The organism is Stenotrophomonas sp. WHRI 8082 (assembly GCF_040223995.2).
In the GTDB taxonomy this organism is placed as follows: domain Bacteria; phylum Pseudomonadota; class Gammaproteobacteria; order Xanthomonadales; family Xanthomonadaceae; genus Stenotrophomonas.
In genome coordinates, this window is sequence record NZ_CP167826.1 from 3,552,386 (window position 1) to 3,565,458 (window position 13,073).

At 67.0% G+C, this 13,073-nt stretch carries 12 protein-coding genes; 8 read left to right on the forward strand and 4 right to left on the reverse strand.

Going from position 1 to position 13,073, the window contains the following annotated elements:
• The first annotated feature begins 59 nt into the window (after nt 1–59).
• Together ABRP17_RS15490 and ABRP17_RS15495 are read left to right on the forward strand one after the other, a co-directional pair.
• Nucleotides 60–1,010, forward strand: coding sequence for a phosphate/phosphite/phosphonate ABC transporter substrate-binding protein (locus ABRP17_RS15490; protein WP_372487015.1), 951 nt, complete (start codon nt 60–62; stop codon nt 1,008–1,010).
• Complete coding sequence (locus tag ABRP17_RS15495) at nt 1,007–3,133, forward strand: putative bifunctional diguanylate cyclase/phosphodiesterase (RefSeq protein ID WP_372486814.1); 2,127 nt, start codon at nt 1,007–1,009, stop codon at nt 3,131–3,133. Before ABRP17_RS15490 ends, ABRP17_RS15495 begins: the two co-directional genes overlap by 4 nt.
• Nucleotides 3,134–3,212: 79 nt before the next feature.
• Here the strand turns inward: ABRP17_RS15495 and epmB are convergent, their stop codons facing one another.
• On the reverse strand, nt 3,213–4,217 hold the full coding sequence (epmB, locus tag ABRP17_RS15500) for an EF-P beta-lysylation protein EpmB (RefSeq protein WP_349986250.1): 1,005 nt from the start codon (nt 4,215–4,217) through the stop codon (nt 3,213–3,215).
• Between the two features lie 120 nt (nt 4,218–4,337).
• Between epmB and efp the strand changes: the two genes are divergently transcribed.
• The 5 genes from efp (at nt 4,338) to ABRP17_RS15525 (ending at nt 8,570) form a co-directional block, all read left to right on the forward strand.
• Complete coding sequence (efp, locus tag ABRP17_RS15505) at nt 4,338–4,904, forward strand: elongation factor P (RefSeq protein ID WP_188326812.1); 567 nt, start codon at nt 4,338–4,340, stop codon at nt 4,902–4,904.
• A gap of 156 nt (nt 4,905–5,060) precedes the next feature.
• Nucleotides 5,061–6,404 carry a TRZ/ATZ family hydrolase gene (locus ABRP17_RS15510; protein ID WP_349986233.1) on the forward strand — a complete coding sequence of 448 codons (1,344 nt, stop codon included), beginning with the start codon at nt 5,061–5,063 and terminating at the stop codon, nt 6,402–6,404.
• 42 nt (nt 6,405–6,446) lie between these two features.
• Nucleotides 6,447–7,163 carry a bifunctional 2-polyprenyl-6-hydroxyphenol methylase/3-demethylubiquinol 3-O-methyltransferase UbiG gene (gene ubiG, locus ABRP17_RS15515; protein ID WP_192081401.1) on the forward strand — a complete coding sequence of 239 codons (717 nt, stop codon included), beginning with the start codon at nt 6,447–6,449 and terminating at the stop codon, nt 7,161–7,163.
• Nucleotides 7,160–7,855: a phosphoglycolate phosphatase gene (locus tag ABRP17_RS15520; RefSeq protein ID WP_349986234.1), complete on the forward strand. Its 696-nt coding sequence runs from the start codon at nt 7,160–7,162 to the stop codon at nt 7,853–7,855. Before ubiG ends, ABRP17_RS15520 begins: the two co-directional genes overlap by 4 nt.
• Before the next feature lie 10 nt (nt 7,856–7,865).
• The gene (locus ABRP17_RS15525) at nt 7,866–8,570 is read left to right on the forward strand and encodes a squalene/phytoene synthase family protein (RefSeq protein WP_188326816.1); all 705 of its coding nucleotides are present in this window, start codon (nt 7,866–7,868) and stop codon (nt 8,568–8,570) included.
• 197 nt (nt 8,571–8,767) lie between these two features.
• Here the strand turns inward: ABRP17_RS15525 and ABRP17_RS15530 are convergent, their stop codons facing one another.
• Genes ABRP17_RS15530 through yidD form a run of 3 tightly spaced genes read right to left on the reverse strand, consistent with a single transcriptional unit; the run spans nt 8,768 to nt 11,212 of the window.
• Nucleotides 8,768–9,610: a M23 family metallopeptidase gene (locus ABRP17_RS15530; RefSeq protein WP_188326817.1), complete on the reverse strand. Its 843-nt coding sequence runs from the start codon at nt 9,608–9,610 to the stop codon at nt 8,768–8,770.
• The gene (locus ABRP17_RS15535) at nt 9,610–10,956 is read right to left on the reverse strand and encodes a dihydroorotase (RefSeq protein ID WP_188326818.1); all 1,347 of its coding nucleotides are present in this window, start codon (nt 10,954–10,956) and stop codon (nt 9,610–9,612) included. Before ABRP17_RS15535 ends, ABRP17_RS15530 begins: the two co-directional genes overlap by 1 nt.
• A gap of 1 nt (nt 10,957) precedes the next feature.
• The gene (yidD, locus tag ABRP17_RS15540) at nt 10,958–11,212 is read right to left on the reverse strand and encodes a membrane protein insertion efficiency factor YidD (protein WP_223203044.1); all 255 of its coding nucleotides are present in this window, start codon (nt 11,210–11,212) and stop codon (nt 10,958–10,960) included.
• A 374-nt stretch (nt 11,213–11,586) separates the two neighbouring features.
• Between yidD and dksA the strand changes: the two genes are divergently transcribed.
• Entirely contained in the window at nt 11,587–12,843 is a 1,257-nt protein-coding gene (gene dksA, locus ABRP17_RS15545) for an RNA polymerase-binding protein DksA (RefSeq protein WP_349986237.1), read from the forward strand.
• Nucleotides 12,844–13,073: the final 230 nt, after the last annotated feature.

Sequence of the window (13,073 nt, forward strand, 5' to 3'; positions counted from 1 at the left end):
CCTGACGCAGTTCTCACTTTTTCGGGTAGTCTTTCCCCTACACCAAGGGGGTCATCGTGATCGGTTGGCTGGGACGCATGCAGTGGGGACTGCTGGGCCTGGCGTGTCTGCTGTCGGCAGGCACGTGCTTTGCTGCGTCCGCACCCGTGCCCACGAACCGCCAGGGCGACAGCCATGTGCTGGTGCTGGGGCGCATCACCGATGACCCGCAGGCGCATTACCCACAGCTGCAGCCGTTGCTGGACTACGTGGTAGCGCACATGCACGACCTTGGCATCCGCGAGGGCCGCGTGCTGATGGCACGCGATGCCCAGCAGATGGCCAGCTATCTGCGCCGGGGTCGGGTCGACTGGGTCACAGAAACCGCCGGCACCGCCGTCGCGCTCGGGCAGCGTGCCGACGCGCGCCCGCTGCTGCTCACCGAGCGCAGTGGCGTGCGCGATTACCACAGCGTGTTTTTCGTGCGGAAGGAAAGCCCGGTGCGCCAGCTCGCCGATCTGCGCGGCCACACGGTGGCCTTGCAGAACGTGGCCTCCACCAGCGCGTACCTGGTGCCGGCGATGACCCTGCTCGAGCACGGGATGGTGCCGCAGATCCTGCAGTCGCCCGACGATGTGCCGACCGCTGACGCGGTGGGGTATGTGTTCGCCCGTACCGAATTGAACATCGCGACCTTCGTGCAGAAGGGAATGGTGGACGGCGGCGTGGTCAGCAGCGTGGACTGGGACGACGAGCGGCGCGTGCCGCCGGCGTTCAAGCATGACCTGCGGGTGATCTTCCGCACCGCGCCGTATCCGCGCGCAGTGGAAGTGGTGCGCGCCGACCTGGACGTGCGCGTGCGCGACCGGCTGCAGCAGGTGCTGCTGGATGCAGCGAACGATCCCGCTGCGCGCGGTGCGCTTCAACGGTTTTTTGGTACATCCGGCTTCCATCGCGTCGATGCGCGGATGCAGCAGCGCCTGGATGATTTGAAACGAGGCTTGGTACGCGTGCGGATGGAAGTGGAATGAGGCGGCTAGGGTCTGGGATGCAGGCGCGCTTCGTGCTCGCGATGGGCGGGGCGATGCTGGTGGTGGTGGCGATCCTCGGTGTGTTGCTGGGGCGGCAGGCGGCGTCGCAGCGGGAGGTAACGCGGCTGAGCGGCACGGTGATCCATGAGCTGTTCGATCGCAGCACGCGCAGCCGTGGCGAGATCATGGCGCGCGAGCTGGCGGATGCGCTGGCCAATCCCATCTACTACAACGACCTGGAGCAGGTCGGCGCGTTGGTGCGCAACATCGCCCGCCAACGCGCGGTGGGGTATGTGCTGGTGTTCGATGGCAAGGGCCGTCTGCTGCACGACGGCACCGTCGCGGTGCCCGGCTACGGGCGGGCGATGTCCGATCCGCTGGCGGCCGGCGCGATCGCGGCCACCGGTCCGCTGGTGCAGGAGTCGCCGAAAGTGCTGGAAAACAGCATGCCCATCATGATCGGCAACCAGCGCCTTGGGGGCGTGCGCGTCGGCATGGCCTTGCAGGAGATCCAGGCGCTGGAGGCGCAGGCCAGCCAGACCCTGGCCCAGCGTCTGCAGCAGGTAGGCACGCGCCACCTCGGCTGGCTGCTGCTGATGCTGGGGCTGCTGCTGGCGATCGGCGTGGCCGTGGTGATGTATGTACAGCGCACGCTGGTCGCCCCGATACGAGGGCTGGCGCTTGCCGCACGGCAGATCGAAGCCGGCGATTACCAGGTGCCACTGCGCGAGAACCATCGCGATGACGAGGTAGGTGAGCTGGTGCGCGCTTTCGCCCGCATGCGGGATGCGATTGCGCGGCACGACCGCGAGGTCCGCCACATGGCCTACACCGATGCCCTGACCGGCCTGACCAACCGGCTCGCCTTCCGCGAAGCGCTGGACCATCGCCTGATGGCCGCACGTGCGTCGGGCCAGCGCTTGGCGTTGCTGTTCGCCGACATGGATGATTTCAAGCGGGTCAACGACACGCTGGGTCACGATGCCGGTGACGAGGCCCTGTTGCAGTTCGTGCAGCGTATCGGCGATGCCGTGTCAGAGGCGGGGGGCGACGATGCGCTGCTTGCCCGCTTCGGCGGCGATGAATTCGTGATCCTGCTTGGCGAGGGCGACGTGGCGGCACGTGCGCGCGAGCTGGCCGACCGTCTGGTGCACGAGCTGGGCAAGCCGCTCCGGGTGCACGGCAAGGAACTGTTTCTGGGCGCCTCCATCGGCGTCACCTTGTTCCCCGATGATGCAGCCGATGCCACCGCGCTGCTGAAGAACGGGGACGTGGCGATGTACCAGGCCAAGATGGCGGGAAAGAACTGCCACCGGTACTACAGCCGCGCGATGGACCATGCGGTGGAGCGTCGCGTGCACATGGAGCAGGAGCTGCGCGGTGCATGGGAGCGCGGTGAACTGCGGCTGGCCTACCAGCCGATCTTCCGCACGCGGGATCGCCGCATGGTCGGCGTGGAAGTGCTGCTGCGCTGGCAGCACCCGACGATGGGCACCATTCCGCCTTCGGTGTTCATCGAAGTGGCCGAGCAGAGTGGGCTGATTGAAGTCATCGGCCCGAAAGTCCTGCGCGCGGCCTGCATGGAAGCGGCGCAGTGGCCCCGCAACGTGGATGACGAGGGTCTCTTCGTGTCGGTCAACGTGTCGCCGCGGCAGCTGCGCGGGGGCGAGTTGCCGGATCTGGTCGCGCAGTGCCTGCATGAATCCGGTCTGCCCGCCTCGCGCCTGCACCTGGAGCTGACCGAAACCGCGGTCATCGGCGATGAAATGCTCGCCGCACAGCTGTTGGACAAGCTGCACCGGACAGGCGTCAAAGTCTGGCTGGACGATTTCGGTACGGGTTTCTCTGGCCTGAGTCATCTTCGCCAAGTGCCGGTGGACGGGGTGAAGATCGACAAGAGCTTCGTGGCCGACATGCAGCGCGACCCGGACGACTTGGCCCTGACTACTGCGATCATCGCCATGGCCCATGCGCTGGGCATCACCGTGGTCGCCGAAGGCATCGAACAGGAAGTGCAGTTCGAGCTGTTGAGCCAGCGCGGCTGCGACCTCGCCCAAGGCTACTGGCTGAGTCACCCGGTCACCGCCACGGCGATCGTGCAGATGATCGACTCCGGCGCCTGAAAAAAGGGGACGGAGGGGATTAAGTCGCATCTGGCCCGCGTGGGCCAGATGCGACTTAATCCCCTCCGTCCCCTTTTTTCTACAGCGGGCGCTTGCTGGGGTCGCCGGGGAGTTCGCGGACCAGCTTGGGCACGAGGTAGCCGGACAGGCGGGCGGTCAGCGCGGCCAGCAGCGCCTTGGCGCGGGCGTCGTCGACTTCGAAGTGCGCTACGCCTTCCACCTTGTCCAGCTGGTGCAGGTAGTAGGGCAGCACGCCGGCGGCGAAGCTGCGTTCGCTCAGCGCGGCGAGGGCTTCGACGCTGTCGTTGACGCCGCGCAGCAGCACGGCCTGGTTGAGCAGCTGGACGCCGGCCGCACGCAGTCGCGCCATCGCGGTGTCCACGCTGTCGTCGAACTCATTGGCATGGTTTGCGTGCACCACGAAGGCCAGCGGCCAGGGAAGGCTGCCGAGCCAGGCGATGAGTTCGTCATCCACGCGCTCGGGCAGCACGATCGGCAGGCGGCTGTGGATGCGCAGGCGGCGGATGTGCGGGATGGCACGCAGGGCGTCGGTCAATTCGACCAGCTTGTGCGTGGCCAGCGACAGCGGGTCACCCCCGGACAGAATGACTTCATCGATGGACGGGTCTTCGGCGATTGCCTGCACCGCATCCTGCCATCCGCCCTTGGCCGCGTTTTCCGTGCCGTAGTCGAAGTGGCGACGGAAGCAGTAGCGGCAGTTGATCGCGCAGCTGCCGGTGGTGACCAGCAGCGCCCGCCCGCGGTACTTCTGGATGACGCCGGTGGCCTTCTTTGCGGCACCGTCGCCCACGGCATCGAAACTGAATCCTTCGACCTGCCGCATTTCCTCGTTGATCGGCAGTACCTGGCGCAACAGGGGGTCGTGCGGATCGCCATGGCGCATGCGCCCGGCGAAGCCCTCCGGCACACGCTGCGCGAACTGCTGCAGCGCGGCCTCGGATACGCCCAGTGCCACCGGATCCAACCCCAGCCGGGACAACAGCTCGGCCGGGTCGCGGATCGCCTGGCGCCAGAGCTGCTGCCAGCGGGCGGAGACGGGGCGGGGAGCGGCAGAGAGCTGCATGGACAGGGGGCCTGCGGTTATCATGGGGATATAAATCAGCGCCCACCGGCCTCCGGTGGGCGTTCCATTCTATCCGGCTCGCCGCACATGCGGCGGTTTCGCCATTTGAGGAGCTTGAGCATGGCCACTGCGGGCATGAACGATGTCAAGAACGGGATGAAGATCCTGGTCAACAATGAACCGGCGGTCATCTCGGAAACCGAATTCATCAAGCCGGGCAAGGGCCAGGCCTTCACCCGCGTGCGCTACCGCTTCATCAAGTCCGGCCGTACGGTCGAACTGACCATGAAAGCCACCGACAACGTGGAAGTGGCCGACGTCGTCGACACCAACATGGACTTCATGTACAGCGACGGCGAGTACTGGCACTTCATGGATCCGGAATCCTTCGAGCAGGTCCAGGCCGACAAGGCCGGCATGGGCGGCGCGGAGAAGTGGCTGAAGGGCGAAGAGTCCTGCATCGTGACCCTGTGGAACGGTTCGCCGATCTTCGTGCAGCCGCCGAACTTCGTCGAGCTGAAGATCACCGAGACCGATCCCGGCGTGCGCGGCGACACCTCCGGCGGCGGCGGCAAGCCGGCCACGCTGGAAACCGGCGCAGTGGTGCGTGTGCCGCTGTTCGTCAACCAGGAAGAAATCATCAAGGTCGATACGCGTTCGGGCGAATACTCCGCACGCGTAAAGTAATCCGGCCAAGCCGGATTACGGCAGAGACGGCCGCTGGCCGTCTGCTGCTGCTCCACCTGGCAGACGGCCGCCGGCAGTCTGCTACCTGCTCTACAGGGTGGACGGCCAACGGCCGCCCCCACGGCAGGCCCGCCGCCCCCAGCCAAGTGAGCCCGCATGACCGATACCCTGTGCACCCCCGAAGCCTGTGACCTGCTGATCGAAGCCGGCTACGTGGTCCCGATCGAGCCGCATGCGGTTGTGTTGGAAGACCATGCGGTGGCCATCCGCAACGGAGAGATCATCGCCGTCCTGCCGCGCGCCGATGCCCGCGAGCGCTTCAGCGCCGCCCAGGTAGTGAGCCGTCCGGACGCTGCACTGATGCCCGGGCTGGTCAATGCCCACACGCACAATCCGATGACGCTCCTGCGCGGGGTGGCCGACGACCTGCCGCTGATGACCTGGCTGCAGCAGCACATCTGGCCGGTGGAAGCGGCGGTGATCGGGCCGGAATTCGTGGCCGACGGCACCACGCTGGCCATCGCCGAGATGCTGCGCGGCGGCACCACGTGCGCCAACGAGAACTATTTCTTCGGTGACGTGCAGGCGGCTGTCTACAAGAAACATGGTTTCCGCGCGCTGGTCGGCGCGGTGATCATCGATTTCCCCACGGCGTGGGCGAAGTCCGATGACGAGTACTTCGCCAAGGCCGGCGAGCTGCATGACCAGTGGCGCAACGATCCGCTGATCGGCACGTCGTTCGCCCCGCACGCGCCGTATACGGTCAACGATGCGAACTTCGAGCGCGTGCGCATGCTGTCCGACCAGCTGGACATGCAGGTGCACCTGCACACGCATGAAACCGCTCAGGAGATCACCGATTCGATCAAGCTGCATGGCCAGCGTCCGCTCGCGCGACTCGATCGCCTGGGCCTGGTCAACGACCGCCTGATCGCCGTGCACATGACCCAGCTGACCGAGGCGGAGATCCACCTGTGCGCCGAACGTGGCGTGAGCGTGGTGCACTGCCCCGAATCCAACCTCAAGCTGGCGTCCGGCTTCTGTCCGGCGTGCGCGCTTGAGCGGGCCGGCGTCAATCTCGCGATCGGCACCGATGGCTGCGCCAGCAACAACGACCTCGACATGTTCAGCGAGAACCGCACCGCGGCGATCCTGGCCAAGGCCGTCGCCAACGATGCCACCGCACTGGACGCGGCGACCACGCTGCGTGCCTCGACACTGGGCGGTGCGCGCGCGCTGGGCTTCGGCGAGCGCATCGGTTCGATCGAAGTCGGCAAGCAGGCCGACCTGGTCTGCGTGGACCTGTCCGCACTGGAAACCCAGCCGCTGCACAACGTGCTGTCCCAGCTGGTGTATGCCACCGGCCGGCAGCAGGTGAGCGACGTCTGGATTGCCGGACAGCCCAAGCTGGTGCAGCGCGAGCTGGTTGGCATGGACCTGCCGGGCATCATCGCCAACGCACGCCAGTGGCGCGAGCGCATCCGCCACGTACGTGCCTGAACTGCCCATCCGCGTGCGTCTAGCGCCGCAAGGACTCCCGACATGAATGCCCCCAATCCTTCTTCCAATTTCGACCAGGCCGAGCTGGACAAATTCGCCGCGCTGGCGACCCGCTGGTGGGATGCCGACGGCCCGCAGAAACCGCTGCACGCACTCAATCCGGTGCGCCTGCAGTACGTGGCCGAGCGCGCTCCGCTGCGCGGCCTGCGCGTGCTGGATATCGGCTGCGGTGGTGGCCTGTTGAGCGAAGCATTGGCCCAGGCCGGTGCGGAAGTCACCGCGATCGACCTTGCCCCGGAGCTGGTCAAGGTCGCCCGGCTGCATGCGCTGGAAAGTGGAGTGACCGTCGACTACCGGGTACAGGCAGCCGAGGACCTGGCGGCCGAGCAGCCGGCAGGTTTCGACGTGGTCACCTGCATGGAAATGCTGGAGCACGTGCCCGATCCCGCCGCCATCATCGAGGCCTGCAAGCAGCTGCTGAAGCCGGGCGGGCAGCTGTTCCTGTCCACGATCAACCGCACCGCGGCAGCGTTCGCGGTGGCGATTGTCGGTGCCGAGTACGTGGCGCGCCTGCTGCCGAAGGGGACGCATCACTACCAGGAATTCATCAAGCCGGCCGAGCTCTCGCGCTGGCTGCGCGAAGCGGACCTGCAGTTGCAGGATGTCAGTGGCATGGCCTACGAGCCGTGGCGCAACCGTGCGCGCCTGAGCAGCCGTACCGACATCAATTACCTCGCCCACGCGGTCAAGCCCGCATGACCGCAGCGCGCTTCCCGCGCGCGGTGCTGTTCGATCTGGACGGCACCCTGCTGGACAGCGCGCCGGATTTCGTGGCCGCCACCACGGCGATGCTGGCGGCACGCGGCCGCGCGGCGGTGTCGCTGGAGCAGCTTCGTCCCGTGGTGTCCAAGGGCGCGCGCGCCATGCTGGCGGTTGCGTTCCCCGAGCTGCCCGACACCGCACGCGATGGATTGGTGCCGGAGTTCCTGCAGCGCTATGAAGGCCTGATCGGCCAGCATGCCGTGCTGTTCGACGGAGTGGCGGACATGCTCGATGCGTTGGACGCCGATGGCGCGCGCTGGGGCATCGTCACCAACAAGCCGGAGTACCTGGCACGACTGATCCTGCCCCAGCAGCACTGGCAGGACCGGTGTGCGGTGTTGGTCGGCGGCGACTCGCTGCCGCAGCGCAAGCCGCATCCTCTGCCGCTGCTCCACGCCGCGCAGCTGATGGGCGTCAGCGCCCCGCACTGCGTCTATGTCGGCGACGACGAGCGCGACATCATCGCGGCACGCGCGGCGGGCATGCGATCAATCGCCGCGCTCTGGGGTTACCGCCTCGCCGAGGACGATCCAGCGACCTGGCAGGCCGACACCAACGTTGAAGATGCGGTCTCCCTGCAACAGGCCTCGCAGTGGCCCACTTTCCCGGCCATGCCGGGTTCTATTTGAAGGACGTGTAGTGAACAGCAGTGCGTTGGACAGTTTCCTCGACAAATGGCGAGCCCGCTGGCCGGAATGGTCGGTCGCCGAGCCATTCGTGGCGCCAGACCTTCGCGCGCGCACGGTGGCGTGGTTCGCGCTGCTGCAGGAATTCGACGACATGCTCAACACCAGCGGCGACCCGCTGCCGGCCGATGCCAAGCTGGCCTGGTGGGGCGAGGAGCTGCGCAGCTGGGCGTCACAGCGCTCACGGCATCCGCTGGGGCGCGTGCTGGAGCCGGTGCGTGCGCCGTGGGCGCAGCTGGCTGATGCACTGCCGTCGCTGGTCGATGCGCGTGCCGTTGCGCCGGATGCGCCGGCCGCGGAACGCGCGCTGGGCGACTACGCCAACGCCGTGGCAGGCGTGGAGGCGGTGCTGTTCGAAGATCGATTGCGCAGTGGGGCAGGGCAGGCCGTGCTGACGCAGACAATGGCGCAGCGGCTGTTCGATGCCGGTGTTGCCGGCATCCCGCGATCACTGCTGGAGCAGGACGCGACGGGGGCAGCCCAGCGCTGGGCCAGCATGCTGTTGAAGCCGTGGCGTCGGCGCGTTGCCGGCCCGCGGCCGCGTCGGATCTGGGCGGCATTGGCCCGTGCCCGGCTGCAGGCACAGGCCGATGGCAAGCCGATAGAAGCGACCCCGGTGCGCACCTTGTTGCGTGTGTGGTGGGCCGCGCGGGGCTGATGCCAGCGCGTCGACGGTAGCGCCGAGCTACGCTCGGCGAGCGCAGCGGGCCGTTGCCTGGACGATTCCGCCGAGCGTGGCTCGGCGCTACCGATGCAGAATCCGCGACGTCCGTAATCCGTAGCGCCGACCCATGGTCGGCGAGCGCAGCGGGCCGTTGCCTGGACGATTCCGCCGAGCGTGGCTCGGCGCAACCGTTATTTCCGTTCGAGCACCAGCAGCGGATCCATGCGGGTGTCGAACCAGTTCATGCCCCAATGCAGATGCGGACCGGTCGCTCGCCCGGTCGCGCCGACGGCGGCGATCACCTGACCCTGCTCGACACGGTCCCCCACCTTTACGTCGATGCGTGACAGGTGCAGGAAATTCGAACTGACCCCGAAACCATGGTCCAGCAGCAAGGTGCCGCCGGTGAGATACAGGTCAGGCGCGGCGAATGTGACCACACCTGCGGCTGGTGCCTTCACCGGGGTGCCGGTGGGCACCGCGATGTCCATGCCGGAGTGGCCCGAACCGGGCTGACCGTTGTACACGCGTGCATTGCCGAAGCGCCCGCTGATGCGCCCCTGCACCGGCCACGTGAACGGCTGCGCGAAGTCGGCGCGGTTGTCATCGCGGGCGCGGGCGGCAGTGACCTGCGCCTGCTCCCGCTTGATGCGCTCGGCAATGGCGGCGGGCGGATTGACCGTCTTCGGCGGGACGCCGTTGACGCGCTCCACCGGCCAGTCGCGGGCCGTGACGGCGATACGCACGGTCTCGCTGCCGCCGTCGGGGCGCTGCACGTCCACCTGCAGCGGACCCTTCTCGTCACGACCGATGCCGAACACCACGCTGCCATAACCACTCACGCGCAGCGTGCGTCCGCCGAAACGCACGGTGCTGCCCGCGGGCACTTTCCCGATCACCATCGCGCCTTGCGATGCACTTGCCGGGAACACCACCCGGGCCTCGGCGGACTGCGCGGCGGCCGGCGAGATCGGAAATGCAAGCACGAGCGGCAGGGCGCCGGCCAGGATCGACGCCAGCAACGTCCCGCGCATCAGCGGCTGAACGCCAGACGCTGGCCGTTGGCCGCACCGACAATCTGGCTACCGTCCCAGGCCAGCTGGCCATTGATCCAGGTGGACGCGATGCGCGACTGGAACGTGGTGCCTTCAAAGGGCGACCAGCCACACTTGGACAGCACGTCTTCGCGCTTCACGGTAAACGGCTTGTCTTCCACCAGCACCAGGTCGGCGAAATAGCCTTCGCGCAGGAACCCGCGCTCGGCCACGTCGAACAGCTGCGCCGGCGCATGCGCGAACTTCTGCACCACGCGCGTGATGTCGAGCTTGCCTTCGTGCACCAGTTCCAGCGCGGCCGTCAGGGCGTACTGCACCAGGGGCAGGCCGGACGGTGCCTGCGGGTAGGGTTTCTGCTTTTCTTCCCAAGTGTGCGGGGCGTGGTCGGTGGCCAGCACATCGATGATGTCCTCCACCAGAGCGCGGGTCAGTGCCTCTCGGTCGGCCACGTCCTTGATGGCCGGGTTGCACTTGATCAGGTTGCCCAGCCGCGCGTAATCGGTGCGGTCGAAGCGCAGAAAATGGATGCAGGTTTCCGCGGTGATCTGCTTGCGACTGCCATCGGCACGGATCATCGGTCCGCGCTCGAACAGCATCAATTCGTCGGCCGTGGAGATATGCAGCACGTGCAGGCGCGTGCCGTGTTTCTTCGCCAGCGCCACCGCCAGCTGCGATGACTTCAGGCAGGCTTCGCGCGAACGGATGTCCGGATGCTGTTCAGCGCTCAGCGTATCGCCGTACTGCGCCTGGAACTGCTTGGCCAGCGCGTCGATCATCGGCGTGTCTTCGCAATGGGTGATGATCGGCGTCGGCGCATCGCGGAAGATCGCATCCAGCGTGTCCGGGTTGTCCACCAGCATGTTGCCGGTCGATGCGCCCATGAAGACCTTGATGCCCGGCGCGGTCTTCGGATCCAGCCGCTGGATGTGCTCCAGGTTGTCGTTGCTTGCACCCATGTAGAAGCCGTAATTGGCGCGCGCGCGGCCTGCGGCGGCATCGTACTTGGCCTGCAGTGCATCGGCGTTCAAGGTGGGCGGATTGGTGTTCGGCATGTCCATGAAGGTGGTCAGTCCACCGGCCACGGCCGCCGCCGATTCGGTCGCGATGTCGCCCTTGTGGGTCAGGCCGGGTTCGCGGAAATGCACCTGGTCATCGATCATCCCGGGCAGCAGCCAGCGGCCAGCGGCGTCGACGACCTGTTCGCCATCGCGGGCGGCCAGGCTGCCGTCAATGCGGGCGATGCGGCCGTTCTCGATGCGCAGATCGGCAGTGAAGACCCGGCCTTCGTTGACCAGGCGGGCATTGGTGATCAGGGTGGACGACATGTCAGTGGTTTCCTTTGCAGCGGCAGGCAGGGTCGTCGGTGCGCTCGGGCACCGGATCGAATCCGCCGGGATGGAAGGGATGGCAGCGGCCGATGCGGCGCACGGCAAGCCAGCTGCCGCGCAGCGGCCCGTGGCCGGCGATGGCCTGCATGGCATATTCGGAACAGCTGGGGAAAAAGCGGCAACGCGGCCCGAGCAACGGGCTGATGAAGCGCTTGTAGAAGCGCAGCACGGCGATGAGCAGGTGGGAGATCACCCGTTCATAGTAAAACGTGGTCCGTCCTTTGGGGTGAATCGCGGCGGCATGGCAGTCGGCGGCCTCAGGCCCCCCACAAGGACGATGTCGCCCATTCAGTAGAGGCGACGCAGCCGGCATGGTTGGCAGCGGCGAGGATTTGTCGCAGGATGGGCCGTTGGCTGCCGCGCGCGTCCTGCGCCGCAGCCATGCCGGTGGCATGATCCGCCGGCCACGTTCCGTGCCGCGCGGGTGGTGAAGCGGGTCAGGGACAGCATGGGGTCCTGCAGTGGGAGGGCCGTGTGTGCGTCCTGTCACGCGGTTGCTGCTGTCGGCCGGGTAGGCTATAAAGGCCCGCTTTCCCGGGCCCCGGGGAATCCAAGGAAGAGCGTTTCGTGGCTGCTAAAAAAACTGCAAAGAAGGCCGTCAAGGCCGCCAAGAAAACCGCCAGCCCTGTTGCGAAGAAAACGGCGGCCAAGTCTGTAGCGAAGAAGCCGGCCAAGCCGGTAGTGAAGACAGCGAGCAAGCAGGGAACAGCCAGGACGGCGGCAAAAAAGGCCCCGGCAGCGAAGGCGCCGGCAAAGAAGGCGGTGGCCAAGGCAGCACCCGTCAAGGCAGCACCCGTCAAGGCGGTCAAGACGGCCAGCACGCCGGCGAAGGCGGCCAAGGTGGCCTCCAAGCCTGCGAAGTCGACCGGCAGAACGACGGCCGGCAAGGGCGTCGTCAGCACGTCGGCGGCAAAGAAGACCGCGGCCAGTACGGCCCCGGCAAAGAAGGTTTCCAAGGTCGCCACGGCGACCAAGGCCGCCAAACCGGTTACCGGCAAGGCGTCCGTCAACAAGCCGTCGGCCCGTCCGGCGGTGAAGAAGTCCGCACCGGCCTCGCCGGTGGTGGGCAAGGCCGCGAGCAAGCCGGCAGGCAAGCCGGCGGCGGCGCCCGCAGTGAAGTCCGTACCGAAGCCGGCCCCGCCGGCTCCGGCCAAGTCTGTCCCGGCCAGTAACGCGGTCGCTGCGGCACCTGCAAAGGCTGCCAACGCAACTGCCAAGAAGGCCCCGCAAATCAAGAATCCCGTGCCCGTTTCGAAATCGCCCGCGAAAACTCCAGTGAAATCCGATACCGCCCCGAAGACCGCAACCCGCCCGGTGGGCAAGGTTGCCGTGGCAGTGACCGCCCGCTCGACCGCTCCCGCGCCGCGCAGCAAGTACAAGGTGGTCGAGTACAAGACCGACGAAGCCACCGGCCGTCCGATCCTGCCCACCGGTTACAAGCCGGGTGCGGAAGAGGAATACATGAGCCCGCTGCAGCAGGAGTACTTCCGCAAGCGCCTGCAGGACTGGCGCGCCGACCTGGTGGAAGAATCCAAGCAGACCATCGAGAACCTGCGTGAGGAAGTGCGTGACATCGGCGATGAAGCCGAGCGCGCGACCCGCGAGACCGAGAACTCGCTGGAACTGCGTACCCGCGACCGCTACCGCAAGCTGATCGGCAAGATCGACAGCACGCTCAAGCGCCTGGAAGCCGGTGACTACGGTTACTGCGTGGATACCGGTGAAGAAATCGGCCTGGATCGCCTTGAGGCGCGCCTGACCGCTGAGCGCACCATCGACGCCCAGGAACGTTGGGAACACATGCAGAAGCAGCAGGGCGACTAAGCCCTGCCTGCGCAAGCGGAATCAAAAAGCCCGGCTCACGCCGGGCTTTTTCGTGGGCGGCAGGATTCCGCCGAGCACGGCTCGGCGCTACCAGGCGAGGCTCACGTGCGTCATCAGGCGAGGGTAGCGCCGACCCATGGTCGGCGAGCGCAGCGGGCCTTCGGCGCAGGCCGTTACCGCGCGTGCGGTATCAGGCGAGGGTAGCGCCGACCCACGGTCGGCGAGCGCAG